The 24,923-nt window shown below is 65.5% G+C and carries 23 protein-coding genes and 1 pseudogene; 16 read left to right on the top strand and 8 right to left on the bottom strand.

The features are described from left to right. Window positions 1-202: 202 nt before the first annotated feature. Complete coding sequence (locus tag ACVWYQ_RS24075) at window positions 203-772, top strand: NifU family protein (protein WP_271541556.1); 570 nt, start codon at window positions 203-205, stop codon at window positions 770-772. Between the two features lie 5 nt (window positions 773-777). On the opposite strand, the gene ACVWYQ_RS24070 is transcribed toward ACVWYQ_RS24075, so the two are convergent. After that, window positions 778-1,812 carry an aspartate-semialdehyde dehydrogenase gene (locus ACVWYQ_RS24070; RefSeq protein ID WP_271541554.1) on the bottom strand — a complete coding sequence of 345 codons (1,035 nt, stop codon included), beginning with the start codon at window positions 1,810-1,812 and terminating at the stop codon, window positions 778-780. A gap of 117 nt (window positions 1,813-1,929) precedes the next feature. Between ACVWYQ_RS24070 and ACVWYQ_RS24065 the strand changes: the two genes are divergently transcribed. After that, window positions 1,930-2,718: a hypothetical protein gene (locus tag ACVWYQ_RS24065; RefSeq protein WP_271541552.1), complete on the top strand. Its 789-nt coding sequence runs from the start codon at window positions 1,930-1,932 to the stop codon at window positions 2,716-2,718. Window positions 2,719-2,888: 170 nt separating this feature from the next. Further along, window positions 2,889-3,275, top strand: a complete 387-nt coding sequence (locus tag ACVWYQ_RS24060; protein ID WP_157284925.1) for a hypothetical protein — start codon at window positions 2,889-2,891, stop codon at window positions 3,273-3,275. A gap of 74 nt (window positions 3,276-3,349) precedes the next feature. On the opposite strand, the gene ACVWYQ_RS24055 is transcribed toward ACVWYQ_RS24060, so the two are convergent. Together ACVWYQ_RS24055 and leuB are read right to left on the bottom strand one after the other, a co-directional pair. Next, window positions 3,350-3,985 (bottom strand): DapH/DapD/GlmU-related protein, encoded by a 636-nt coding sequence (locus tag ACVWYQ_RS24055; RefSeq protein WP_271541548.1) that lies wholly within the window; start codon window positions 3,983-3,985, stop codon window positions 3,350-3,352. A 133-nt stretch (window positions 3,986-4,118) separates the two neighbouring features. Further along, window positions 4,119-5,231 (bottom strand): 3-isopropylmalate dehydrogenase, encoded by a 1,113-nt coding sequence (leuB, locus tag ACVWYQ_RS24050; RefSeq protein WP_271541546.1) that lies wholly within the window; start codon window positions 5,229-5,231, stop codon window positions 4,119-4,121. A gap of 232 nt (window positions 5,232-5,463) precedes the next feature. Here leuB and ACVWYQ_RS24045 point away from each other — a divergent pair, with 232 nt between their 5' ends. Then, complete coding sequence (locus ACVWYQ_RS24045) at window positions 5,464-6,654, top strand: YbfB/YjiJ family MFS transporter (RefSeq protein WP_404545092.1); 1,191 nt, start codon at window positions 5,464-5,466, stop codon at window positions 6,652-6,654. A gap of 79 nt (window positions 6,655-6,733) precedes the next feature. Here the strand turns inward: ACVWYQ_RS24045 and ACVWYQ_RS24040 are convergent, their stop codons facing one another. The 4 genes from ACVWYQ_RS24040 to ACVWYQ_RS24025 all read right to left on the bottom strand — a co-directional run bounded on the left by ACVWYQ_RS24040 (window position 6,734) and on the right by ACVWYQ_RS24025 (window position 9,964). Then, window positions 6,734-7,516 carry a molybdopterin-binding protein gene (locus ACVWYQ_RS24040; RefSeq protein WP_271541542.1) on the bottom strand — a complete coding sequence of 261 codons (783 nt, stop codon included), beginning with the start codon at window positions 7,514-7,516 and terminating at the stop codon, window positions 6,734-6,736. A 14-nt stretch (window positions 7,517-7,530) separates the two neighbouring features. Beyond that, window positions 7,531-8,160, bottom strand: coding sequence for a cytochrome b/b6 domain-containing protein (locus tag ACVWYQ_RS24035; RefSeq protein WP_036002769.1), 630 nt, complete (start codon window positions 8,158-8,160; stop codon window positions 7,531-7,533). Window positions 8,161-8,342: 182 nt separating this feature from the next. Next, window positions 8,343-8,897 carry a fasciclin domain-containing protein gene (locus ACVWYQ_RS24030; protein WP_275501691.1) on the bottom strand — a complete coding sequence of 185 codons (555 nt, stop codon included), beginning with the start codon at window positions 8,895-8,897 and terminating at the stop codon, window positions 8,343-8,345. 305 nt (window positions 8,898-9,202) lie between these two features. Further along, complete coding sequence (locus tag ACVWYQ_RS24025) at window positions 9,203-9,964, bottom strand: SDR family oxidoreductase (RefSeq protein WP_157284932.1); 762 nt, start codon at window positions 9,962-9,964, stop codon at window positions 9,203-9,205. 86 nt (window positions 9,965-10,050) lie between these two features. Between ACVWYQ_RS24025 and ACVWYQ_RS24020 the strand changes: the two genes are divergently transcribed. Together ACVWYQ_RS24020 and ACVWYQ_RS24015 are read left to right on the top strand one after the other, a co-directional pair. Then, the gene (locus ACVWYQ_RS24020; RefSeq protein ID WP_456726444.1) at window positions 10,051-11,580 is read left to right on the top strand and encodes a malonate--CoA ligase; all 1,530 of its coding nucleotides are present in this window, start codon (window positions 10,051-10,053) and stop codon (window positions 11,578-11,580) included. A gap of 29 nt (window positions 11,581-11,609) precedes the next feature. Next, window positions 11,610-12,107 carry a hypothetical protein gene (locus ACVWYQ_RS24015; protein ID WP_404545081.1) on the top strand — a complete coding sequence of 166 codons (498 nt, stop codon included), beginning with the start codon at window positions 11,610-11,612 and terminating at the stop codon, window positions 12,105-12,107. Window positions 12,108-12,244: 137 nt separating this feature from the next. Here the strand turns inward: ACVWYQ_RS24015 and ACVWYQ_RS24010 are convergent. Next, window positions 12,245-12,466, bottom strand: a pseudogene (locus ACVWYQ_RS24010) (sulfite exporter TauE/SafE family protein); the annotation flags it as partial. 460 nt (window positions 12,467-12,926) lie between these two features. Between ACVWYQ_RS24010 and sdhC the strand changes: the two are divergent. The 10 genes from sdhC (at window position 12,927) to ACVWYQ_RS23960 (ending at window position 24,882) form a co-directional block, all read left to right on the top strand. Beyond that, complete coding sequence (gene sdhC / locus ACVWYQ_RS24005; protein ID WP_025033170.1) at window positions 12,927-13,325, top strand: succinate dehydrogenase, cytochrome b556 subunit; 399 nt, start codon at window positions 12,927-12,929, stop codon at window positions 13,323-13,325. Next, a complete protein-coding gene (gene sdhD / locus ACVWYQ_RS24000; RefSeq protein WP_036002745.1) occupies window positions 13,322-13,738 on the top strand; it encodes a succinate dehydrogenase, hydrophobic membrane anchor protein in 417 nt (138 codons plus the stop codon). The genes sdhC and sdhD overlap by 4 nt, the downstream gene beginning before the upstream one ends. 3 nt (window positions 13,739-13,741) lie before the next feature. Beyond that, window positions 13,742-15,577, top strand: coding sequence for a succinate dehydrogenase flavoprotein subunit (sdhA, locus tag ACVWYQ_RS23995; RefSeq protein ID WP_036002747.1), 1,836 nt, complete (start codon window positions 13,742-13,744; stop codon window positions 15,575-15,577). A 42-nt stretch (window positions 15,578-15,619) separates the two neighbouring features. After that, window positions 15,620-16,402: a succinate dehydrogenase iron-sulfur subunit gene (locus tag ACVWYQ_RS23990; protein WP_036002750.1), complete on the top strand. Its 783-nt coding sequence runs from the start codon at window positions 15,620-15,622 to the stop codon at window positions 16,400-16,402. Between the two features lie 186 nt (window positions 16,403-16,588). After that, the gene (locus ACVWYQ_RS23985; RefSeq protein ID WP_456726443.1) at window positions 16,589-18,733 is read left to right on the top strand and encodes an ATP-binding protein; all 2,145 of its coding nucleotides are present in this window, start codon (window positions 16,589-16,591) and stop codon (window positions 18,731-18,733) included. Window positions 18,734-18,785: 52 nt separating this feature from the next. Next, the gene (locus ACVWYQ_RS23980; RefSeq protein WP_157284936.1) at window positions 18,786-20,741 is read left to right on the top strand and encodes an ABC transporter ATP-binding protein/permease; all 1,956 of its coding nucleotides are present in this window, start codon (window positions 18,786-18,788) and stop codon (window positions 20,739-20,741) included. Between the two features lie 163 nt (window positions 20,742-20,904). Then, window positions 20,905-21,729, top strand: coding sequence for an FkbM family methyltransferase (locus tag ACVWYQ_RS23975; RefSeq protein WP_456726442.1), 825 nt, complete (start codon window positions 20,905-20,907; stop codon window positions 21,727-21,729). Window positions 21,730-21,753: 24 nt separating this feature from the next. Next, window positions 21,754-22,140, top strand: a complete 387-nt coding sequence (locus ACVWYQ_RS23970) for a VOC family protein (protein ID WP_157284938.1) — start codon at window positions 21,754-21,756, stop codon at window positions 22,138-22,140. Between the two features lie 83 nt (window positions 22,141-22,223). Then, window positions 22,224-22,466 carry a hypothetical protein gene (locus tag ACVWYQ_RS23965; RefSeq protein ID WP_036002774.1) on the top strand — a complete coding sequence of 81 codons (243 nt, stop codon included), beginning with the start codon at window positions 22,224-22,226 and terminating at the stop codon, window positions 22,464-22,466. A gap of 184 nt (window positions 22,467-22,650) precedes the next feature. Further along, entirely contained in the window at window positions 22,651-24,882 is a 2,232-nt protein-coding gene (locus ACVWYQ_RS23960) for an OmpA family protein (protein WP_404545077.1), read from the top strand. Window positions 24,883-24,923 lie beyond the last annotated feature (41 nt).

The raw sequence follows: 24,923 nt of genomic DNA, 5'->3' as shown, positions 1-24,923 counted from the left end.
CATCCACGTTCTTGGCACGACGAAGCAAAGCGTGGATGGCCGGGACAAGCCCGGCCATGACGACGAGAGAAGATTGCGTACCTTAACCCACTGAAATTGCACCGAAACGTCCAGCCTTCCCCTTGACCGTGCGTTCGCCGTCGCCATCTGTTAGGGGATAGAGCACGCGCCGGCCTTGAACCGGCGACGTCTGGAGAAAACCATGTTCATTCAAACCGAAGCAACCCCCAATCCCGCCACGCTGAAGTTCATTCCCGGCCGCGTCGTGGTCGACGGCAGCCCGATGGAATTTTCGAGCCGCGAATCGGCGGCGCGTTCGCCGCTCGCCGAAAAGCTGTTCGAGGTGCCCGGCGTCACCGGCGTGTTCTACGGATCGGACTTCATCACCGTGACGAAGGCGAGCGGTGAGTGGCAGCAGCTCAAGCCCGCGATTCTGGGGGCCATCATGGAGCACTACATGTCCGGCGCGCCGCTGCTCGCCGACGGCGAAGCGCACAGCGATGCCGATCTCGACGACGAGGACGAGTTCTTCGATGAAGCCGACGCCGAGACCGTCGACATGATCAAGGACCTGATCGAGACCCGGGTGCGGCCGGCCGTCGCCAATGACGGCGGCGACATCACCTTCCGCGGCTTCAAGGACGGTATCGTCTATCTCAACATGAAGGGCGCCTGCTCCGGCTGCCCGTCATCGACGGCGACGCTCCAGCACGGCATCCAGAACCTGCTCAAGCACTTCGTGCCTGACGTGGTCGAAGTCCGGCCTATGTAAGCCCCTTACGCCGCCTTCTGCTTGGCGGTGATCAGCTTGCGGTTGATCAAGACTTCCGCGATCTGAATCGCATTGAGGGCGGCGCCTTTACGCAGATTGTCCGACACGCACCAGAGCACGAGGCCGTTCTCCACCGTCGCGTCCTCGCGGATGCGGCTGATGTAAGTCGCGTCCTCGCCGGCCGCTTCATAGGGCGTGGCGTAGCCGCCGGGCTCCTGCTTGTCGATGACGAGGCAGCCCGGCGCCTTGCGCAGGATCTCGCGGGCTTCATCGGCGGTGATCGGATTCTCGAACTCGATGTTGACGGCCTCGGAATGGCCGACGAACACGGGCACGCGCACGCAGGTGGCGGACAGCTTGATCTTGGGATCCAGGATCTTCTTGGTCTCCGCCATCATCTTCCACTCTTCCTTGGTGTAGCCGTCCTCCATGAAGACGTCGATGTGGGGGATGACGTTGAAGGCGATGCGCTTGGGGAATTTCTTCGCGACCAGCTCGTCGTTGGTGTAGACGGCCTTGGTCTGCGAGAACAATTCGTCCATCGCGTCCTTGCCGGCGCCCGACACCGACTGATAGGTCGAGACCACGACGCGCTTGATCGTCGCCTTCTCGTGCAGCGGCTTGAGCGCCACCACGAGCTGTGCGGTCGAGCAGTTCGGGTTGGCGATGATGTTCTTCTTCTTGAAGCCTTCGGTCGCGGCCGCATTCACCTCGGGCACGATCAGCGGCACGTCCGGATCCATGCGCCAGGCCGAGGAATTGTCGATCACCACAGCGCCGGCGGCGCCGATCTTCGGCGACCATTCCTTCGACACCGACCCACCCGCCGACATCAGGCAGATGTCGACGTCGGAGAAGTCGTAGTGCTCGAGCGCTTTGACCTTCAGGGTGCGGTCGCCATAGGAGACTTCGACACCGACGCTGCGGCGCGACGCCAGGGCCACGACCTCGTCCGCGGGGAATTTGCGCTCATCCAGGATGTTGAGCATTTCCCGACCGACATTGCCGGTCGCGCCGACGACTGCGACTTTGTAACCCATCGTTCACTCTCCGATGAAAAAGCACGTTCCCGAAGCTGACGCTTAAACAGGAAGAGCAGCGCTTCTATGCGAGAACCGGCCTCAAGACAACGTTAAGACCATGCCTTAGGGACGTGGATGCAGTCGCCTGAGGCCAGCACGGCCGTTAGCCCTACCCAGATCCAGCTGACGCTCTTGGCCGTCGCCGACGAGATCGTCGGCACGCTGGCGCATCTGGTCGCCTATGTAGGGGCGCTCGCCCTGTTTGCCATCCTCGCCCTCGCAGGACTGGGACAGCTGCCCGACCTGCGTGGCGATGGTCCGAGGGACAGACCGGACTGGAGCATCGCCCACCGCTCGCATCCGGCCTTCGCCGTCAGCCGGATCGATTCATCAGAAAAAACAGCGTCTTACATCATCTTTCGGCATCCCGAAGGCGGCCGCAGGGACGTGCTGCGCTGGACCGATATGGCGGACAAGCCGGTGGCCGAGCTCGAAATCTACCGCCAAGGCGCCGAATTCGACGTGACACGGCCGGCGGCCGCGGGCTTGGCCGCTCGGATGGGTTTGAGTGCAGATGCCCCGCTCGAGCAGGCTGGCCTGATCGACAGCAAATTCGGCCCCGTCGCCCTGTTCCGGCCGGTCGGCGCGACAGAGGGGACGCGGGCCTGCCTCGGCTATCTCAAGCGCTACGAGGAGCCTGCCTTGCAAATCTCCGGCTTCTCTTGCCAGGGCGACAGCTTGCCCGCCCGGCGCGCGGCGATCGCCTGCACGCTGAACCGGCTGACGCTGCTGGCCTCGGGCAACGAGCCGAGGCTGGCGGAATTGTTCGCCCATGCCGAGCTCAGGCGCCGCGGCTGTGACCCCCAGGGCTCGCCGGACTGGCTGCTGGGCGCAGCGAACGCGCAATTGCGCGGAGCGCTTTGACTTGCATCAAGGATTCTGCATCAAGCTCAAGTGGCTGGTTTGCATGCAACTTTTGCCGGCGCGCACGATTATTCCGAGCTGGTGTGACCCAATTGACCTAGTTGCGTCCGCCCCGGCCGGGCTAGTATGGGGTGAAATCGACTGGCGGCCTGCCGCCTGAAGGGGACGTGATGAGCTTGAAATTTTCTGCCGCGAACAAACTGGCGACATTGCTTGCGGCGGGCGCCGCAATTGCCGTTGCGTTCGCGACCCCGACTTCCGCCGACACCAGGACCAAGCAGCGCTATGACGACCGCGGCCGGCCCTATTACGGCCCTGGTGGACCCAACACGGTCTACCAGCAGGGCCGCACGCGCCTCTATGTGAGCAAGCGCTCCTGGCTGGACGGCGGCACAGAGGTCAATCCGGGCGACCGCAAGTTCACCGACTATGCCTTCCCCCCGGCCGTGGGCTATCCGTCCTTCGCCCGCGAGAACCTCAACCGGCCGATCGACCGCCAGCCGCTCTCCCCGCCGCAGGATGTCGGCGGCTATCCGCAGAACTTCCCGCTGTACTGAGGCGGACAGCGATCCGAAGCAAAATGGCCGGGCTCACGCCCGGCCATTTTTGTTTTTCGCGAGATGCGTGCGCCTCACGCGTTGGCTGCCGGATCGTAGCGCCGGCAAAATTCTTCGATGGCCTCGGAGCGGAAATCACTGAGGCGCTCGAAGATCAGCGCATCCGGCCAATCCCACCAGGCGATGCGGCGCAGGCTTGCGGAAACGGTATCGTCAAAGCGCTTGCGGATGGGACGGGCGGGAACGCCACCGACGATGGTGTACGGCTCGACATCGCGGCTGACGACGGCGCCTGCGGCGATCACTGCGCCATCGCCGACGCTCACGCCCGGCAGCAGGATGGCGGCGTGGCCGATCCAGACGTCGTTGCCGACGATCACCCGGTCGCCGCGCCTACCTGCGAAGAAGTCGCGGTCGCGCGTCGCGCCCGCCTCGTAATATTCGGGGACGTAGGTGAAGCGGTGCTGCGAGGGACGGCCCATCGGGTGGTTTGGCGCACCGATCCGCACCGAGTTGGCGATCGCCGTGAACTTGCCGATCACGGCGTCGGCGACGTCGCAATTCTCGCCGAGATAGGAGTAGTCGCCGAGCGAAGCATATTCGATGCGCGTGTTCGCGAGCACCTCGCAGCGTCGCCCGATCTGCGCCTCGCGCAGGCGCACCGTCTCATGGATGACGGTTTCCGCGATCTTGGGGCGGGGTGTATCCATGAGGCGGCTCCGATGAAGACGCCGTAGGGTGGGCAAAGGCGCGCTTGCGCCGTGCCCACCATCTCTCGGCAATCGCGATAGAAGCGGTGGGCACGCTTACGCTTTGCCCACCCTACGATGGCGGTGCTTGTGGCTACGCGTGCAGCTTTTGCAATTCCTTCAGGATCGCTTCGCCCATCTGCGTGGTGGAAGCGGCCGTGGTGCCTTCCGACTTGATGTCGGCGGTGCGCAGGCCGCTGGCCAGCACGGCAGCGATTGCCTGGTCGACCTTGTCGGCGAGATCGCCCATGTCGAAGGAATAGCGCAACGCCATGCCGAAGGACGAGATCATCGCGATAGGATTGGCGAGGCCCTTGCCGGCAATATCGGGGGCCGAGCCGTGCACGGGCTCGTACAGCGCCTTGCGCTTCTTGGTCTTGACGTCGACCTCGCCGAGCGAGGCCGAGGGCAACATGCCGAGCGAACCCGTGAGCATCGCCGCGATGTCGGAGAGCATGTCGCCGAACAGATTGTCCGTCACGATGACGTCGAACTGCTTCGGCCATTTCACCAGCATCATGCCGCCGGAATCGGCGAGCTGATGCTCGAGCGTGACATCGGGGTATTCGCGCTTGTGGACCTGAGTCATGACCTCGTTCCAGAGCACGCCCGACTTCATGACGTTGCGCTTCTCCATCGACGTCACCTTGTTCTTGCGCTTCCGGGCAAGCTCGAAGGCGACGCGGCCGATGCGCTCGATCTCATAGGTATCGTAGACCTGGGTATCGATGGCGCGCTTCTGGCCGTTGCCGAGATCGGTGATGGTCTTGGGCTCGCCGAAATAGACGCCGCCGGTGAGCTCACGCACGATGACGATGTCGAGGCCCTCGATCGCCTCGCGCTTCAGGCTGGAAGCATCCGCGAGCGCCGGATAGCACACGGCGGGACGGAGGTTGGCGAACAGCGCGAGATCCTTGCGCAGGCGCAAGAGGCCGGCCTCCGGGCGCACCTCGTAAGGCACGGCATCCCATTTCGGGCCGCCGACCGCGCCGAAGATCACGGCGTCGGCGTCCTTGGCCTTGGCCATGTCGCCTTCGGAGATCGACACCTTGTGCGCATCATAGGCGGAGCCGCCGACGAGGCCGGTGTCGGTCTCGAACTTGGCGATCCCGGCCGAATTGAGCCAGTCGATCAACCGCTTCACCTCGCCCATCACCTCGGGGCCGATACCGTCGCCGGGAAGCAGCAGCAGTTTGTGGGTCGCCATGGTCGTGTCCTTTTCGATCCTCTCTCGTCATTCCGGGACGCGCCTCTTAGCGCGGGCCCGGAATCCATAGCCACCAGCCGGGGTTATGGATTCCGGGCTCGCGCTTCGCGCGCCCCGGAATGACGGCGCCGGAGTGCTAGAGCGGCGTTGCGCGCTTGGCAAGACACCATTGCCGGGGTGCGGCTGTGCAAGGCGGGCGGGGCCTGCCACACTGGGCAGGCCGGAGTACCCCTTGCACGCCCCTGACCGCCTGCCCTACGCGCATCCCGCGCGGCTGATCCTGACGCTGTCGCTGGCCGCCACTGTCGGACTGGGCATCGGCCGCTTTGCCTATGCGCTGGTGTTGCCTGATATGCGGGAGGACCTCGGCTGGTCATACTCGGCGGCCGGTTTCATGAACACGATCAACGCCGTCGGCTATCTGGTGGGCGCGCTGGTGGCGTCCCGCCTGATCCGGCGCGTCGGCTGGGCCGCCGCGATCCGCGGCGGAACAATTGCCTGCGTCGCAGCGCTCGCCACCTGCGCGCTGACGGGGGATTTCGTCGCGCTGAGCCTGGCGCGCCTGGTGCTGGGCCTGGGCGCGGCGGCCGGCTTCGTCGCCGGCGGCGCACTCGCTGCCACCATCGCCCAGTCGCGGCCCGAACGGGCCAACTTCCTGCTCAGCCTGTTCTATGCCGGACCCGGCATCGGCATTCTGTCCTCGGGGCTGATCGCCCCGTTCACGCTGCAACATTTTGGGCCGGGCTCGTGGTGGATCGTGTGGTGGGCGCTGACGCTGCTGTCGGTCGCGATGACGATCCCGCTGTTCCTGATCCGCATCGAGAGCGGCGCGCGCTTCTCCGAAGGCGGTCATGCCTCGTTCGCGATCCTGCCGGTGCTGATTTATCTGGCCGGTTATTTCCTGTTCGGCGCCGGCTATATCGCCTACATGACCTTCATGATCGCCTATGTGCGCGACGGCGGCGGCGGGGCCGCGGCGCAGGCGGCGTTCTGGGGCCTGATCGGCCTATCCGCGTTCGTGACGCCCTGGGCCTGGCGCGGCGTGCTGGCGCTCGATCGCGGCGGACTTGCCACCGCCATCATCCTCGGCACCAACGCAGCTGGCGCAGCGCTGCCGATGATCGGGCATTCGCCGGCCTGGCTCGCGGTCTCCGCGATCGTGTTCGGCGTCGCCTTCTTCGCCGTGGTCGGCTCGACCACCGCCTTCGTCCGTTTCAACTATCCGCCAGAGGTGTGGCCGACCGCGATCGCGGCGATGACGATCTCGTTCGGCGTCGGCCAGACGCTCGGGCCGATCGTGGTCGGCGCGATTACGGATGCGCTGGGGAGCCTGAGTTACGCGCTGAATGTGTCGGCGGCGCTATTGGCGCTGGGCGCGGTGGCGGCGTTGTGCCAGAGGAAAGTGGGCCCGAAAGGCGAATAGCGAATAGCGAGTGGCGAATTGAGAGCGGGTTGGCTTCATTGCTTCCCTATTCGCCACTCCCGATTCGCTATTCGCCCTCTCAGCTCCCGCTGAACGAATTATATCCCTGGTCTTCCCAATAGCCGCCCTTGTAATCGTTGGTGACTTCCATCGAGACCACGTATTTCGGGTTCTTGAAGCCCAGCTTGGTGGGCACGCGGATCTTCATCGGAAAGCCGTAGGCGCGCGGCAGGATCTCGTTTGCGTATTTGAACGTCATCTGGGTCTGCGGATGCAGCGCACTGCGCATGTCGAGCGGTGAATTGTAGCCGTCCTTGTCGGCGCACTGGAACCAGACATAATTCGCGCGCGTGTCGGCGCCGATCAGCTTGAGGAAATCGCGCAAGGGCGTGCCGGTCCAGCTGCCGATCGCGCTCCAGCCCTCGACGCAGATGTGACGCGTGATCTGCGTGACCTGCGGCAATTGATGGAGTTCATCCAGCGTCCAGGACTTCTTGTTGTCGACGAGGCCGCGCACCTCGAGCTTCCAATCGGCGGCCGAGATATCGGGCGCGTCGTCGAGATCGTAATAGGCGTTGAACGGGAAGGGCTTGGTGATCGCGCTTTCGGGGAAGGTCGGAGCCAGCGCGTCGGGATTGAACATCCAGGCCTGCACGGCATCGTTGAACTTCGAGACCTTCGCCAGCATGGTCTCGGCCGAGGACGAGTCGATGACGTCGCAACCCGTGAGCAGCGTCAGCGCTCCCAGGCTGGCGCCGCCCGCAATGAAGCGGCGGCGCGTGACGTCAGGCATCGTCTTGATGGAATCCTTGATCAGCAGCCGCTTGTCGACGCCGGGAATGAGGAACGGACGCTTCGCCATGACGATTCTCCTCCTCAGCGACCGATGATCATCGCGCGCAGACTCTTCGGCACGAGCAGCGCAAGCAAGACGTGAACGACCAGAAACGCGCAGATCGCGGCCATGCAGAAGAAGTGGACATAGCGCGCGGCCGGATAATCGCCGAACAGCATCACGAGATAATAGAGCTGCACGGGCTTCCAAATCGCAAGGCCCGACAGCACGATCAGCACGCCGACCACGATGATGCCGGCATAGAGCAGCCGCTGCACGTAATTGTAGACGGTGAGATCGTCATGGCCGAGCTTGAAGGTCAGCGCCGCCCTGACGTCGTGGAGCACGCCCGATGCCGTGATCGGCAGCAGCTTCTTGCGGAAGCGGCCGGTGGCGATGCCGGTGACGAGATAGGCGAGGCCGTTGATCATCAGCAGCCACATCGCCGCAAAATGCCAGAGCAGGCCGCCGCCGAGCCAGCCGCCCAGCGTGTACTCGCGCGGAAAGCGGAAGTCGAACAGCGGCGAGGCGTTGTAGATCTGCCAGCCCGACAGGATCATCAGGATCATGGCGAGCGCGTTGATCCAATGCATGACCCGCACCCAGGCCGGCTGGATCACTTTGGACTTGGTGGCCGTGACCTGCTCGTCGGTGACTGTGAGGCTCGCCATGGCGGGTTCCATCCTGAGGGCGTGTGACAGCGATTATACGCCGGTGTTTCGGCTTTCGTTACATCCCGTTCGCCATCGAATCGATGTCGTGAGGCTATTGTGGTCACAAAAGAGCGAGCCGGGTATCCCCGGCTCGCGGTCTGAGGACGTCCTGTTCGGGGATGAAACAGGATCGCGCGGTGTTACGTCGCCGGCATCAGCACGGTATCGACCACATGGATCACGCCGTTCGACTGGTTGACGTTGGTGATCGTCACCATCGAGGTGCCGCCCTTGGCGTCGACGATCCAGACCTTGCCGTCCATTTTCTTCACCGTCAGCTCCTCGCCTTCGGCGGTCTTCAGCTTCTTGCCGTCGGTGAGGTCGGAAGCCGCGAGCTTGCCGGGCACGACATGGTAGGTGAGGATCTTGGTCAGCGTCGCCTTGTTCTCGGGCTTGACCAGGTTGTCGACGGTGCCGGCCGGCAGCTTGCCGAAGGCGGCGTTGGTCGGCGCGAACACCGTGAACGGGCCCTTGCCTTCGAGCGTCGGCACCAGGCCGGCCGCCTTCACCGCCGCCACCAGCGTGGTGTGATCCTTGGAGTTGACCGCGTTCTGGACGATGTTCTTGGACGGGTACATCGCGGCGCCGCCGACCATCACGGTCTTTTCCTCGGCACTGGCGGGCGCGACGACGGTCGCGGTGAGGGCCAGGGCGCTGAAGGCGGCGGCAGCGAGATAGGTAATGCGCTTCGACATGAGAGAGTCTCCCGATTGAATTGAGACCGGCGATGGCCGGCGTTGAGCTGAGCAACAACGGCGCCTGCGACAGTTGAGGGTGATGCAGCAGTTCCGTCGTTGGACCGAACTACGGGAGGGTTTCAGGTGCGGTTTCGGGGAAAAATTCTTTGTGATGGGTGAAACTATCGGCGGGGATGTTCGTGTGGGTCCATCCGCTGTCATTGCGAGGAGCCCTTGCGACGAAGCAATCCAGACTGTCTCCGCGGATGCATTCCTGGATTGCTTCGCTTCGCTCGCAATGACGAGCCTACTGCTATGGGCCGTCAATCCCTGTTGTTCGGGGTCTGAATGAAGCCGCGATTATGCGTCGGGCTGATCAGCACTTCGTTGATGCAGACTCTCGCCGGCATGCTCGCGATGAAGGCGATGGTACGACCGAGGTCTTCGGGCTGCAGCATCTTCGCCTGCTCGGCTTCGCTCGGCACCACCGGGCGCAGCTTCAGGATCGGCGTCGCCACCTCGCCCGGCATCAGGCAGCAGGCGCGCAGGCCGTTGACGCATTCGTCCATGTTGAAGGAATGGGTCAGTGCCAGCACCGCGTGCTTGGTGGTGGTGTAGGCCGGGCCCGGCATCTTCGAGACGTGACGGCCGGCCCAGGACGAGACGTTGATGATGGAACCGTCCTGCTGCTGGCGCATCGTCGGCAGCACGGCGCGCATGCAATAAAGCACGCCGTTGAGATTGACCTGGACCAGTCTGTCCCAGCCCTCCAGCTCCATGTCCTTCCAGCTGCGTTTGGGGACATTGATGCCGGCATTGTTGACGAGCAGGTCGATGCGCCCGTGCTTCGCGACGATCTGATCGGCCGCCTTCTGGGCTGCGGCCGCGTTGGCGACGTCGAGCGCAATGGCCTCGGCCGCCCCACCGTCCCCCGTGATCTTCGCCACCACGGCATCGAGGGCTGACTGCCGCCGGCCCGAGACCACCACCGTCCAGCCGTCGGCAGCTAACGCCTCGGCGCCGGCCTCCCCGATCCCGCTGCCACCACCCGTGACCCAGGCCACGCGTTTCCCGCTTTTTGACATGCAAACTGTCTCCGTTGCTTCATCGGGGCGGTTTTTGCTAATCCAGCCCTCGGTTTTGACCGGCCTATGCCGGCGAGGAATGTTGCATGAACCAAGCTGCCAACGCCAATTTGTTTTCCCGCCTGTTCGAGGGCCTCGCCGATCCGAAGCGGCTCGCGATCGAGACGCATGACGGCGCCCATATCAGCTATGGCGACCTGATCGCGCGCGCGGGCCAGATGGCGAACGTGCTGGTCGCGCGCGGCGTGAAGCCGGGCGACCGCGTCGCGGTACAGGTGGAGAAGTCGGTCGCCAACATCGTGCTGTATCTCGGCACGGTGCGCGCCGGCGCGGTCTTTCTGCCGCTGAACACGGCCTATACGCTGAACGAGCTCGACTACTTCATCGGCGATGCCGAGCCGTCGCTGGTGGTCTGCGATCCCGCCAAGGCAGAAGGCCTCGCGCCGATCGCAGGCAAGGTGAGGGCGAAGGTCGAGACGCTCGGGGCTGACGGCAAGGGCTCGCTGACGGAGGCCGCAGACAAGGCGAGGAGCGAATTCACGACGGTGCCGCGCGAAAACGACGATCTCGCCGCGATCCTCTACACCTCGGGCACCACCGGCCGCTCCAAGGGCGCGATGCTGACGCATGACAATCTCGCGTCCAACTCGCTCTCGCTCGTCGACTATTGGCGCTTCACCGACAAGGACGTCCTGATCCACGCGCTGCCGATCTACCACACCCACGGCCTGTTCGTGGCGACCAACGTGACGCTGTTCGCCCGCGCCTCGATGATCTTCCTGCCGAAGCTCGATCCGGACCTGATCATCAAGCTGATGGCGCGCGCGACGGTGCTGATGGGCGTGCCGACCTTCTACACCCGCCTGCTGCAGAACCCCGCGCTGTCGCATGAGACGACGAAGCACATGCGGCTGTTCATCTCGGGCTCGGCGCCGTTGCTCGCCGACACCCATCGCGAATGGTCGGCGCGCACGGGCCATGCCGTGCTCGAGCGCTACGGCATGACCGAGACCAACATGAACACGTCGAACCCGTATGACGGCGAACGCGTGCCCGGCGCGGTCGGCTTCCCGCTGCCGGGCGTCTCCGTGCGCGTGACCGATCCCGAGACAGGAAAAGAGCTGCCGCGCGACGAGATCGGCATGATCGAGGTGAAGGGGCCGAACGTCTTCAAGGGCTATTGGCGCATGCCGGAGAAGACCAAGGCCGAATTCCGGCCCGACGGCTTCTTCATCACCGGCGACCTCGGCAAGATCGACGACAAGGGTTACGTGCACATTCTCGGACGCGGCAAGGATCTCGTGATCTCCGGCGGCTTCAACGTCTACCCGAAGGAGATCGAGAGCGAGATCGACGCCATGCCTGGCGTGGTGGAGTCGGCCGTGATCGGCGTGCCGCATGCCGATTTCGGCGAGGGTGTCACGGCCGTGCTGGTGCGCCAGCCCGGCGCGAGCATCGATGAAGCGGCCGTGCTGAAGGGCCTCGACGGGCGCCTCGCGAAATTCAAGATGCCGAAGCGAGTCTTCGTGGTCGACGAGCTGCCGCGCAACACGATGGGCAAGGTGCAGAAGAACGTGCTGCGCGAGACGTACAAGGACATTTACGCGAAGAAGTAGGAGCGAATGCTCCGGGGCTGGAGAGATGCATGAAGCGCGAGCAGGCTGTCCGGATCAACGATCATCTCCTCGATGCTTATAGGGCCCTCGACCAGGCCCGAATGGGCATCGCGGCACTTGGCAAGGCTGAGCGGATCGGGTTCGGAGATTGGCTTGAGGAAGTCGTTGCCGCCTTAGAGGACGAACTGCTCCAGCCGATCTACGATCAGTACCCGGATCTGGAGCCGCCAAAATCCGATCGAGAACCGCTGAGGTATATTTGCGAACTCACGTGGGATGAGGTGCAGCTCCCGGCGTCGACGACCGAAAAGCAACTCGACGAGATTATTTTTTCGGTCATGAAGCCGACCTGGCGAAAAACCGCGATGATGGTCACCTATGTGTTGGATCGCTGCAAAGAGCTTGGATTGCAGATCGAAGGCGAAGTGATTGCTGCGCGATTGAAGGTGCTTTCCGACTCCGATCGCATCGAAGGCATCGGCGATCTCCGATCATGGTTCCACAGCGAAGTGCGACTGAAGGATTAGTCCGCCTTGCGATTTCTGAGCTCTGCTCTCCCCGTCATTGCGAGGAGCACTTGCGACGAAGCAATCCGGAATCGTTCCGCAGAGACAGCCTGGATTGCTTCGCTTCGCTCGCAATGACGGTGGATGTGGCGGCTACAGCTGCCTACGATCAACAGATAACACCCGAACGCCATCTCCAGCGTGCGCTTCGACATTGCATCCGCGGCCTTCACGCCGAGCGGCAGGGTGACGAGGCTCATCGGCATCATCAGCGCGGCGCGGAGCAGCGAGACGAGCTGAGCCCGAAGGGCACTTGCAGGGCTGCGACAAGCCGGATAGCTCGCCGCGGCGGGCCATCCGGCATAGATGTAGCCGAGCGCATCGGCAGCAGTAGGCGATCCGATTTGGGCGGTCGAACGTCGCGCGGCCCGGCTGGGGTGGAATGCAGGTTGCGCATATCGGCCCGCAGCGCGTGAACCGGTGAGAGTGCCAGAAACCCAATCGGGCAACGGCCGGGCAGATTCGCGCCCGGCATCCTTCGCGGGCGCATTGCCACGCCCCGGCTCGCAACGGCTTAGAGGCGTTCCAATAGTGATTTCAATGCGCCAAACGCCGGCCTCGAAGTGATGAATTTAGATTCCTATGTTCGTTTGCGGACCGATAGGCTGGTATACCAAGGCCCTGATTGGCCTTGGTTCATCAAGGCCATAGAGCTGAACCACAGTTCGGTTTATGGCGATTTGGTGATTGCGCAGGCCAGATCGACTCCGTAAATAGAGCCCACCTTTCGCGATCCCCGCGCGCCCCATGCTGGGCCGCAACAAACATCAAAAGCCGCCCATGACCGCACGGATCGAACGACCGCTTTCGCCGCACATCCAAACCTATCGCTGGACGCTGACGATGGCTCTATCCATCGTGCACCGCGCCACCGGTATCGCCCTTTACGTCGGAACCCTGCTGCTGGTCTGGTGGTTGGTTGCCGCGGCTTCCGGCCCGGCCGCCTATGCCCATGTCCAGGCTTTCTCCAGCAGCATCATCGGCCGGCTGATTGTGTTCGGCTACACCTGGGCCCTGATGCACCACATGCTCAGCGGCATCCGGCATTTCGTCTGGGATCTCGGCTACGGCTTCAAGGCCAATGAGCGCGAAGCGCTGACCTGGGGCGCCCTGATCGGCGGCATCGCGCTGACGGTGCTGATCTGGATTATCGCCTATGCGAACGGAGGCGGCCGATGAGCTTCGACGAATCCCACGGTTCTCCGAAGCGTCCCTCGATGCGCACCCCGCTCGGGCGCGTCCGCAATCTCGGCGCCGCGCATTCCGGCACGTCCGATTTCTGGCGCCAGCGCATCACCGGCGTCGCCATGACGCTGCTGATGATCCCGGCGCTGGTCATCATCATGATGCTGCTCGGCCGCAACCAGGTCTATGCGGCGCAGACCCTGAGCTCCATTCCCGTTGCGGTGATCCTGCTCCTCTTCATCTTCGCCAGCGCCTGGCACATGAAGATCGGCATGCAGGTGGTGATCGAGGACTACGTCCATAACGAGAAGCTCAAGCTCACCGCGATCATGCTCAACAATTTCTTCTCGGTCGCCGTGGCGCTCGCCTCGACCTACGCGATCCTGAAGCTCTCTTCCGGAGTGTAACCCATGGCCGCTGAGACCAATGGCAAGGGCAACGGCGCTCCCGCCACCAACGGAAAAGCCTATCCGATCGAAGACCACACCTATGACGTCGTCGTGGTCGGCGCCGGCGGCGCCGGCCTGCGCGCTGTCGTCGGCTGCAGCGAAGCGGGCCTCCGCACGGCCTGCATCACCAAGGTGTTTCCGACCCGTTCGCACACGGTCGCGGCGCAGGGCGGCATCTCCGCTTCGCTCGGCAACATGCACAAGGACGACTGGCGCTGGCACATGTACGACACCGTGAAGGGGTCGGACTGGCTCGGGGACCAGGACGCGATCGAATACATGGTGCGCAACGCGCCCGACGCGGTCTACGAGCTCGAGCATTGGGGCGTGCCGTTCTCGCGCACCGAGGACGGAAAGATCTACCAGCGTCCGTTCGGCGGCATGACCACCGAGTTCGGCAAGGCCCAGGCGCAGCGCACCTGCGCCGCGGCCGACCGCACCGGCCACGCCATGCTGCACACGATGTACGGCCAGTCGCTGCGCCACGCGGCCGAGTTCTTCATCGAGTTCTTCGCCATCGACCTGATCATGGACGACCAGGGCACCTGCCGCGGCGTCATCGCGCTCAAGCTCGACGACGGCACGCTGCATCGCTTCCGCGCCCAGACCACGATCCTAGCGACCGGCGGCTATGGCCGCGCCTACGCCTCCTGCACCTCGGCGCACACCTGCACCGGCGATGGCGGCGGCATGGTGCTGCGCGCCGGCCTGCCGATGCAGGACATGGAGTTCGTGCAGTTCCACCCGACCGGCATCTACGGCTCGGGCTGCCTCGTCACCGAGGGCGCCCGCGGCGAAGGCGGCTATCTCGTCAACGCCGAAGGCGAGCGCTTCATGGAGCGCTATGCGCCGTCGGCCAAGGACCTCGCTTCGCGCGACGTGGTCTCGCGCGCGATGACCATCGAGATCCGCGAGGGACGCGGCGTCGGCAAGAAGAAGGACCACATCTTCCTGCATCTCGACCATCTCGATCCCGCCGTGCTCGCCGAGCGTCTGCCGGGCATCTCGGAATCGGCCAAGATCTTCGCCAATGTCGACGTGACGCGCGAGCCGATCCCGATCGTGCCGACCGTGCATTACAACATGGGCGGCATCCCCACGAACTATCACGGCGAGGTGCTGACCAAGAAGGACGGCGACGACAACGCGGTGATCCCCGGCCTGATGGCGATCGGCGAAGCGGCCTGCGTCTCCGTGCACGGTGCCAACCGCCTCGGCTCCAACTCGCTGATCGACCTCGTCGTATTCGGCCGCGCCGCCGCGTTGCGCCTGGCCGAAAAGCTCACACCCAACGCCAAGCAGCCCGAGCTGCCGACGAACTCGGCCGAGATGGCGCTCGGTCGCCTCGACCATTACCGCTACGCCTCAGGCGGCACGCCGACCGCGAAGCTGCGCGAAGGCATGCAGCACGTGATGCAGAACAATTGCGCGGTGTTCCGCACCGGCGAAGTGCTGAGCGAAGGCCAGAACCTGATCGCGAAGGTCCACAGCGGCATCACCGACATCGCCGTCTCCGACCGCTCGCTGGTGTGGAATTCGGACCTCGTCGAGACGCTGGAATTCGACAATCTGATCTCGCAGGCGGTGGTGACGATGAACTCGGCCGCCAACCGCACCGAGAGCCGCGGCGCCCATGCCCGCGAGGACTTCTCCGAGCGGGACGACAAGAACTGGATGAAGCACACGCTGGCCTGGCTTGACGATGCCGGCAAGGTCAGGATCGAGTATCGCCCGGTTCACAACTACACCATGACCAACGACGTGCAGTACATCCCGCCCAAAGCTCGCGTTTACTAAGCGTCGCGCGTGTATTGATCGAACAGCGAAGGCCTTAATCGAATGGTTGAATTCGCACTTCCGAAGAACTCCAAGATCACTGGCGGCAAGACCTGGCCGAAGCCCCCGGGCGCGACCGAGCTCCGCGAGTTCAAGGTCTATCGCTGGAATCCGGACGACGGCAAGAATCCAAGCGTCGATACCTATTACATCGACACCAATGATTGCGGCCCGATGGTGCTGGACGGCCTGATCTGGATCAAGAACCACATCGACCCGTCGCTGACCTTCCGCCGCTCCTGCCGTGAAGGCGTCTGCGGCTCCTGCGCGATGAACATCGACGGCCAGAACACGCTGGCCTGCACCAAGTCGATGCACGACGTGAAGGACGGCGCGGTGAAGATCAACCCGCTGCCGCACCAGCCGGTGGTCAAGGACCTCGTCCCCGACCTCACCAATTTCTACGCGCAATACGCCTCGGTCGAGCCCTGGCTGAAGACGACCTCGCCGACGCCGCAGAAGGAATGGCGCCAGAGCCATGAGGACCGCGAGAAGCTCGACGGCCTCTACGAGTGCATCCTCTGCGCCTGCTGCTCGACCTCCTGCCCGAGCTATTGGTGGAACAGCGAGCGCTATCTCGGCCCCGCCGCGCTGCTCCAGGCTAACCGCTGGGTCTCGGATTCGCGCGACGAGGCCACCGGCGAGCGGCTCGACAATCTCGAGGACCCGTTCCGGCTCTATCGCTGCCACACCATCATGAACTGCGCCAAGGCCTGCCCGAAGGGCCTCAACCCGGCCGAAGCCATCGCCGAGCTCAAGCTCAAGATGGTCGAACGCCAGATCTGAGGCGAAGTCCCCCTTCCGCCCCGGCCAAACCGGCCGGGGTGTTCTGCATTTGCCGTCAATTCGAGCAGAATTTTTCTCTGACCCGCTCGACGCGCAAATTTCCGGCTCGCAACCAACGGTTCCAGCACAAGCTGCTTCCTTCCTTGCGCGGGATTCAGTTAAGCTCCCGTCAGGGACGGAGCGACTGTGCAGAGGGCGCAACGCAACTCGCTGAGGCTGTTACAGTGGATGATGGCGGCATCCCTGGCGCTGCCGATTGGGCTGTTCGCAATCGCCGCCGCGATCTCCTACACATCGACCAAGGATACCGCCGACCGCGAGATCGAGCGCACGGTCGATGTCGCACATGAGCACGCGCTCAAGGTCTTCGAGACCATCGACCGCAGCATCGCCGAGCTCAACGAGGTCGTGCGTGGCCTGCCCGACGGCATCATCCGCGACCGGGAGCCGACGCTGCATCGCCGGCTGAAGCGGCTGACCGATTCGCTGCCGCAGCTCAAATCGGCCTGGATCTTCGACGCGAACGGAAAGGCGCTGGTCAACAGTCTCGTCTCGCCGCCGCCGGACCTGAGTTTTGCCGACCGCGATTACTTCTATTCCCATGTCGACCAGAGCATCGGCACGTTCATCGGCACGGCCCTGACGCCACGACCGCCCTATCAGGGCGCCCGATTCTTCGGAGTCAGCCGCCGCCGCGACTCCGACGACGGCCGCTTCATCGGCGTGATCCAGGCCTCCGTGCTGCCGGAATATTTCGAAAGCTTCTATGCCAGGATCGGCACCGATCCCGGCAGCTTCTTCGCGATGGGGCGCACCGACGGCGCAATGCTCGCGCATTTTCCCCGGCTCGACCACGAGCTTCGGCTCGATCCGACCGGACCGGTGGGCCAGAAGATCGCGACCCAGCCCGTGCACGGCCTCATCACGGTCGCCTGGCCCTCGGACGGTATCGAGCGGCGCATCGCCTATCGGCGCGTCGCCGAATATCCGATCTATGTCAGCGCCGGGTTGGAGACCTCTGCGATCCGCGCACGCTGGCTCGCCACCATCGGCCAGCATCTGGTGTTCGGCATTCCCGCCACCGCGCTGCTGTTTCTGCTGCTGGCGCTCGCTCTGCGGCGCACCCAGCACCTTCAGACCGAAGCTGCAAAGCGGCGCGAGGCCGAGGAGGCGCTCAAGCACAGCCAGCGCTTGGAAGCGCTCGGCCAGCTCACCGGCGGCGTCGCGCACGACTTCAACAACCTCCTGACGGTGATCCGCGCTTCGGTCGATCTCTTGAACCGTCAGCAGCTGACGGAGGAGCGGCGACAACGCTACATCACGGCCATTGCCGATTCGGTGGCGCGTGCGGCCAAGCTGACTTCGCAACTGCTCGCCTTTGCGCGGCGCCAGACCCTCAAGCCGGAGGTGTTCGACGTCGGCACACGGGTGCAGTCGCTGCACGACATGCTCGCCACGCTGCTGGGCCCCGCGATCGAGATCGTCATGCAGCTGCCGGCGGAGCCGTGCCTCGTCAATGCCGATGCCAGCCAGTTCGAGACGGCGCTGATCAACATGGCGACCAATGCGCGCGATGCCATGCAGGGCCAAGGACGAATCGTTTTCAAGGTCGAGGCCACGACGACCGTTCCGGACGCGCTGGTGCAGCTTTCGGCCAGCCCGGACCACGGCTTCGTCCGCGTCACCGTCAGCGATACCGGCGTCGGCATTCCCGCCGCGCGGCTCGGGCGCATCTTCGAGCCGTTCTTCACCACCAAGCAGGTCGGCCGCGGCACCGGTCTCGGCCTGTCCCAGGTGTTCGGCTTCGCCCGGCAGTCCGGCGGCGAGGTGACCGTGACGAGCGAGGTGGGGCACGGCAGCACCTTCTCGCTCTATCTGCCGCGCGTGCCACCGGGCCTGCTGCCGCAGCGCCAGGCCCCCAACACGGCGCCGGCGGTGGCCGGCAGCGGCATGTCGGTGCTGGTGGTCGAGGACAATATCGAACTGGCCAATTTCGCCGCCGATGGCCTCACCGAGCTCGGCTACAGCATCACGCTGGTCGACAACGCGGCCGACGCGCTCGCCGAGCTCGTCGTGGACGCCGACCGCTTCGATGTCGTGTTCTCGGACGTGGTGATGCCCGGGATGACCGGGCTCGATCTGGCGCAGGCGATCCGCGAGCGCGGCCTCAGCGTTCCGGTCGTGCTGACCACCGGCTACAGCCAGGCCCTGTCGCAGGAGGGTACCGGCGGCTGCGACCTCGTGCAAAAGCCTTATTCGATCGAGGAATTGTCGCGCGTTCTGCATCGGGCGGCGCGGATCCGGCACGTCAGGGACGGCGCCGCCGAATAGGGGCTCCGGAACCTCGCGGGAACCGGCCGAGTTCCCTTGGCGTTGTCCGTTCATGTACAAGCCGGCCGCGACGCGTGAAAAGGGCAAGAAGCCGCCCATCATCGATATCCAGGGCGAGAACGGCGACGAGGTGACACCGCCGCCGCCCGAGCTGGTCGAACCCGACCCCGAATTGTCACCCGAGGAAGCCGAGCAGGTCCGCAAGGATTATCTGCTGACGCGGTTCTGGATCAGCGCCCGCGGCTTCTGGGGCCGCAACGGCGACCGCCTCGCCTGGCCGTTCTCGGTTGGTCTCGGCCTGCTGATCGTGCTGACCGTCGGCTTCCAATACGGCATCAACGTCTGGAATCGCGCGATCTTCGATGCCATCGAGAAGCGCGATGCAGCGAGCGTCTTCCATCTCACCGCAATGTTCTTCCCGCTCGCGATCGGCAGCATCGTGCTCGCAGTCGTGCAGGTGTTCGCGCGCATGGGCATCCAGCGACGCTGGCGCGCCTGGCTGACGGCGAGCGTGCTGACACGGTGGCTCAAGAACGGGCGCTATTACCAGCTCAACCTCGTCGGCGGCGATCACAAGAATCCCGAATATCGGATCGCGGAGGATCTGCGGATTGCGACCGATTCCCCCGTCGACTTTCTTGCCGGCGTGACGTCGGCGCTGCTGTCGGCCGCGACCTTCATCGTCGTGCTCTGGACCATCGGCGGGGCACTTACAGTCACGATCGGCGGTTCGTCCGTGACCATTCCGGGCTTCCTGGTGATCGCCGCGATGCTGTACGCCGCGATCGCATCCGGATCGATCGTGGTGATCGGCCGGCGCTTCGTGCAGGTCTCCGAGGGCAAGAACCAGGCCGAAGCCGAGTTCCGCTACACCCTGACGCGCGTGCGCGAGAACGGCGAGAGCATCGCCCTGCTCGGCGGCGAGGAGGAGGAGCGCGACGGCATCGATCGCAACTTCACGAGCGTGCTGCGGCAATGGGCGCGCCTTGCCGGCCAGCACATGCGCACCACGCTGGTGTCGCAAGGATCGAGCCTCGTTGCGCCGGTCGTGCCGCTTCTGCTCTGCGCGCCAAAATTCCTCGACGGCAGCATGACGCTGGGCCAGGTGATGCAGGCCGCGTCCGCCTTCACCATCGTGCAGAGCGCGTTCGGCTGGCTGGTCGACAATTATCCGCGGCTCGCCGACTGGAACGCCTGTGCGCGGCGCATCGCCTCGCTGATGATGTCGCTCGACGGCCTCGAGCGCGCCGAGCAGGGCGACGGCCTCGGCCGCATCAAGCGCGGCGAGACCAGCAACGAGGCCATGCTGGAGCTGAAGGATCTCTCGGTCACGCTCGACGACGGCACCGCCGTGGTCGGCGAGACCGAGGTGGTGATCGAGCCTGGCGAACGGCTGCTGGTCGCCGGCGAATCCGGCACCGGCAAGAGCACGCTGGTGCGCGCCATCGCCGGGCTGTGGCCGTGGGGCGGCGGCAGCGTGAATTTCCATGCCGATCGCCGGCTGTTCATGCTGCCGCAGCGGCCCTATGTGCCCTCCGGCTCCTTGCGGCGAGCGGTCGCCTATCCCGGCGCGGCCGACCACTGGACTTTGGACGAGATCAGCGCAGCCCTGCACAAGGTCGGCCTCGATCATCTCAAGGAGAAGATCGAGGAGGAGGCACCGTGGGACCAGACCTTGTCGGGCGGCGAGAAGCAGCGCCTCGCCTTTGCGCGGCTGCTCCTGCACAACCCCGACATCGTCGTGCTCGATGAGGCGACCTCGGCTCTCGACGAGAAGAGCCAGGACAAGATGATGCAGATGATCACCGAGGCGCTGCCGAAGGCGACCATCGTCAGCGTCGCGCATCGCGCCGAGCTGGAGGCTTTCCACAGCCGCAAGATCGTGCTGGAGCGGCGCAAGGGCGGCGCCAAGCTCGTCAGCGATATCGACCTGATTCCGCGCAAGGGCCGGCGCCGGCTGCTCGGGCGGTTCTTGCGGCAGCGCAAGGCGCCAAAGAAGGCGGCGTGATCCGTAGCCGGGATGGAGCGTAGCGCAATCCGGGAAGGTCTATCCGCGCGGCAAGAATCCCGGATTACGCTGCGCTCCATCCGGGCTACCGGACTGTGATCGAGCGTTGGAGTCCTCGTTAAAACCCGCTATGCATGCGCCGCCTGCAACGAGGATCTGCTGCTTGACGTCCGACAATGCCCCTTCGCCCGCGCCGTTCGGTGCGTTCGCGCCCAATGCGGCGCAGGCTGCGATCATCCGCCTCGCTCAGCGGTCGGGGCTGAAGCGCGGCGCGTTCCGGCCGTGGATGTCGCGGCTGGTCAATCTGCTGCGCAGCGGCCCGGTCGACGTGCAATATCAGGGCGCCTCGTTCCGCTTCCATCACCAGGGCAGCGCGACCGAGCGCGGCGCGCTGTTCAATCCCGACTACAATCTCGACGAGCTCGACTTCCTGCGCCAGCACACCCCGGCGGGCGGCACGTTCGTCGATGTCGGCGCCAATGTCGGCACTTTCGCACTGGTGATGGCGCATCAGATCGGGCCATCCGGACAAGTGGTGGCGATCGAGCCGCATCCGCTGACCTTCGGACGGCTCTCGTTCAACCACGCCGCATCGAAGACGCCGCAGGTGCGCCTGGTGCAGGCCGCCGCGGGCGACAGCGACGGCGAGCTGATCATCGAGAGCGGCGGCGGCAACCTCGGCGCTACCCACGTCGTCACCGGCACGGCCAGTGCCGAGGCCATCAAGGTGCCGTCGCTGCGCCTGGTGCGCATTCTGGAGGAGGCCGGCGTCGGCCAAGTCGATTCGCTGAAGATCGACGTCGAGGGCTTTGAGGACCGCGTGCTGATCGGCTTCTTCCGCGACGCGCCGCAATCGCTCTGGCCACGTGCGGTGGTGATCGAGCATCTGTCACAAAACGAATGGCAGCAGGATTGTATTGCCGACATGGTCGGGCGCGGCTTTACGATCGCACGCAAGACACGAAGCAATACGTTTCTGTCCCGCTGACGGGTACGAACAAGGGAGGTTGCGATGATCGATCATCTGGGTTTCTCCGTCTCCGACTATGAGCGCGCCAAGGCGTTCTATGCGAAGGCACTGGCGCCGCTCGGCTACAGCCTGATCATGGAGGTCACTGCCGAGCAGACCGGACACGCTGCGGCTGCAGGCTTCGGAGCCGACGGCAAGCCCGATTTCTGGATCGGGGGCGAAGGCGCGATGAACAAGCCGGTGCACGTCGCCATCCACGCCAAGGACCGCGCCACAGTCGATGCATTCTACAAGACGGCGATGGCGGCCGGCGGCCGCGACAACGGCCCGCCCGGCATCCGCCCGCATTATCACGCGAACTATTACGGCGCCTTCGTGCTCGACCCCGACGGCCACAATATCGAAGCGGTCTGCCACACGCCGGAATAATCCGGTCTTCGAAGCGATGTGACGCGGAACATCGGTGCTGCACCTTCGTTGTTGTTCTCTGGACAACGATCCCGATGATGCCGATGCCGATTGAACCGCCCGAGATTCCGCCGTCGACGCCCGGTACGCCAACTGAGCCGCCGCCCGGAATCCCGCCCGGCAATCCGCAGCCCGAAATCACGCCGCCGGTGCGCGAGCCCGGCTCGCCGCCGCGGCCCGACGAATTGCCGGGCCGCATGCCTGAGGAGATCCCATCGCGCGGACCGAACGGGCCGCTCACGCCCAATCCTGCGACGGATGCGATTCCGCCGCGCGATCACGCGTGAAGCGGCGAAGCAATGTCAGGCGATTGCCACCAGCGCCTGAATGCGCAATGAACGTTGCCATAGTGAGATGATTTGCGTGCAGAAATAAATCGGGTCGCAGTTGCATCGCCCGCCACAATGCGGCCTAACGCTTAGCCGTTCATCCCGACACTTCGACAAAGAACCTTCCGGGGAAGTTCACCACATGACCAACCTTCGTTTCGTGCTGCTTGCGACGACGGCTTTGACCGCGATGCAATTGGCCAACACCGCATCGCATGCGCAAGACGCTGCGCCGTTCGTCGTCGCTCAGGCCCAGCCGCAGGACGCGGGCCCTGACGGAAGACCGAAGCAGCCGCCGAAGGGACCGCCAGGCGCGGCGCCGCCTGCAGCACCCGCACGCCCCGCGGCTCCGCCGCCGGCGGCTGCACCGCCCCAGCCGCCTGCAGCTCCTCCGCCGGCCGCAGCACCGCCGCGCCCGGCAGCGCCGCCACCACCTCCGCCTCCCCCTGCGGCCCGCCCGGCACCTCCGCCGCCGCCTCCCCCTGCAGCCCGTCCGGCGCCTCCGCCGCCCTCGCCGCCGCCTGCTGCTCCGAAGCAGCCTTCGCCGCCCCCGGCCGCGGCCCCGCAGCAGCAAGCCCCAACACCGCCGCCTCCGGCTGCGCGTCCCGCTGCCCCGCCGCCGCCCCCGCCTGCCGCACGCCCGGCTCCCACGCCGCCCGCACCGCCCCCTGCGGCGGCGCCGCAGCAGCAGGCCCCCACCACACCGCCGCCTGGGGCTCGCCCGACGCCGCCCCCGCCGCCCCCTCCCGCAGCGGCTCCGCCGGCCCGGCCGACTCCCGCGCCTGCGCCCACGGCAACACCGCCTGCTCCGACAGTCGCGCCCCCGGCGCGCCCCGGCGCGCCTGCGCCGGCAGTCACGCCGGCTCCAACGGCGACACCAACACCGACGACGCCACCTGCGCCAACCGCAACGCCGGCTCCCGGCAGCACGCCCGGCGCACCGCCGGCTGGTCGCCCCGGCGCACCTCCGCCCGGCGTACGTCCTGGCGCGCCGCCGCCCCCGGCGGGATCACCCGCACCCGGCGCTACGCCCGCTCCAACGGCAACGCCCGCGCCCGGCAGCACGCCGCCGCCCCCGCCGCCGCCCGGACGTCCGGGGTCGGCAACGCCCGCGCCCGGCGCAACCCCGGCCCCGACAGCGACGCCAGCCCCCGGGCAGCAGGGTGGAACGCCTCCGGCCGGCGCGCCCGCCGCCGGGACTCCGGCTGCGCCGCCGCAGGCTGGTGCGCCCGCCCGGCCGCCGGCACCTCCCGCCGGCGCCGCGGCTCCGACCGTGGTGCCCGGCACGCCCGCCGCAGCGCCGCCGCCCGACCGGGCACAATACAGACCGCCGACGGTCGCGCCGGCTTTCCGCGCCGCGCCGACAGTCGCGACGCCCTTGCCGCCGCCGCCGCGTCCGCAGCAGCGTGACCTGACGCCGCTTGCGATCGGCGCGGGCGTGGTGGCCGGTGCCGTGATCGGCGCCACCATCGCCGATATTCATAGCCAGCGGCGCGAGGTCGTCGAAGGCGGCCGCACCGTCTATACCGAGCCGGACCGCATCATCATCCGCGATCCGGGCGGGCAGGCCTATGTCCGCGGCAACGATCTCTATCGCTTCCGCTACGGCGCCCGCGACATCCGCACCGACACCGTCGGCGGCGAAACCCGCACCGTCGTGATCCGTCCCGACGGCAGCGAGGTGATCACCGTGGTCGGCCCAGACGGCTCGCTGCTGCGTCGTATCCGCAGGGACCCGCGCGGACGCGAGATCGTGATCATCGACAACACCTACCGCGATCCGCGGGCGGTCGGCGGCTTCTACGTCGACGTGCCGCCGCCGGTGGTCAGCATTCCCTATGATCGCTACATCGTCGACGCCCAGGAAGCGCCGCCGCAGGTGATCTACGAAACGATGCGGGCTCCTCCGGTGCAGCGGATCGATCGGCGCTACTCGCTCGACGAGATCCGCTACAGCCCGAATGTTCGCATGCAGATGCCGAGCATCGACGTCAACACGATCACCTTCGAGACGGGATCGTGGACCATTCCGCCGGATCAGGCGGCGCGGCTCCAGGTGATCGCAGAAGGCATCAACCAGGCGATCCAGGCCAATCCGCAGGAGGTGTTCCTGATCGAGGGCCACACCGATGCGGTCGGCAACGAGGTCGACAATCTGTCGCTGTCGGATCGCCGCGCGCAGGCCGCAGCCGAATTGCTGACGCAGCAATTCAGTGTGCCCGCGGAGAACCTGACGTCGCAGGGCTATGGCGAGCAGTATCTGAAGGAGCAGACGCAAGGCTCGAGCCTGATCAACCGGCGCGTCACCGTCCGCCGCATCACGCCGTTGCTCAATGGCGGCCAGGCCAATGCGGCGCCTCCGCCGCGCCAGTAAGACCTTCGCAAGAAGACAAGGGCCGGGAGCGATCCCGGCCA

The sequence above is a fragment of the Bradyrhizobium sp. USDA 3397 genome, assembly GCF_054060965.1.
The sequence above is the reverse complement of the archived record's forward strand: the minus strand, read 5'-3'. Positions and strand labels throughout refer to the sequence as shown.